This window comes from Leptolyngbya sp. BC1307 (assembly GCF_002286735.1).
Lineage (GTDB): Bacteria > Cyanobacteriota > Cyanobacteriia > Phormidesmidales > Phormidesmidaceae > Phormidesmis.
The window spans coordinates 1-832 of record NZ_NRTA01000178.1; the positions used below are offsets into that span (position 1 = coordinate 1).

The following is an 832-nucleotide window of genomic DNA, read 5'->3' on the forward strand; positions in this document are numbered from 1 at the left end:
TACCGTCAACACATTGACGGGTCATCGCGCTCAGCTCGTTCTCTGCGACATTCAGCCAACTGCCATGCTTCGGGGTGTAGCAAAACTCAATGCGCCGTACGAGTTGACGCGCCCGTTCGGGCTCAAACGTCTCGTAGAAAGCGCCCTTCGTATGAGTGTTAAGGTTGTCACACACCAGCCTAACGAGCGGGCGGTCAGCGTATCGGCCCTCCATCAGACTAGCGACTTCGCTGGCCCAATCGGTCTTTGTCCGCCGCTGCCGCACCGTGGCCTGTCGCCAGCCTGCCGCCGGTTCCGTGAACATAAAGATGCTGGCTGTGCCCGCTCGCTCGTATTCGTAGTCAATCCGCTTGCCATGCGTTTTGGTCGCCTCAATCGGTCGTCGGGTTTCTTTGAGCAACTGCACCGGCTGCTCATCCATACAAATGACAGGGCACTTCGGGTCGTAGGGCCGCTGGTAGGTATCGAGCACTTCCTCCATATGGGCCACAAACTCACCATCCGCTTTGGGCGGAATCACCCAATACTCAATCTTGCGATTGGTCATACCGTTTTTTTCAGCGTCTGCCGCACCGTCTCATGGCTCACAGACTCTACGATCTCAAGCTCAACGACTTTGCGTGCTAGCAGCCGCAATGACCAGTTCGCATAGCCTTTCGGCGGTGAGCCTAAGCGCATCGCTATCACCTGAGCTGCTTGGGCACCGTCCAGCAGTTTGGCTGTCGGTGGCGCGCTGCGTTTTAGCCCATTCAGCGTCGCCTCAAAGCCATGTTCTCCCAACCGGCGGCGGATATTTTCCACTGTTTGGGGCCGACAGTTGAAGGCTTCGGCG

At 57.6% G+C, this 832-nt stretch carries 2 protein-coding genes; both read right to left on the minus strand.

Annotated features, from left to right (window positions below):
- The coding region (locus tag CKL79_RS22660) for an IS630 family transposase (protein WP_121971738.1) at positions 1 to 547 on the minus strand (547 nt) is incomplete at its 3' end.
- On the minus strand, positions 544 to 832 hold a 289-nt coding region (locus CKL79_RS22665), incomplete at its 5' end, for a helix-turn-helix domain-containing protein (RefSeq protein ID WP_141242298.1). The genes CKL79_RS22660 and CKL79_RS22665, both read right to left, overlap by 4 nt.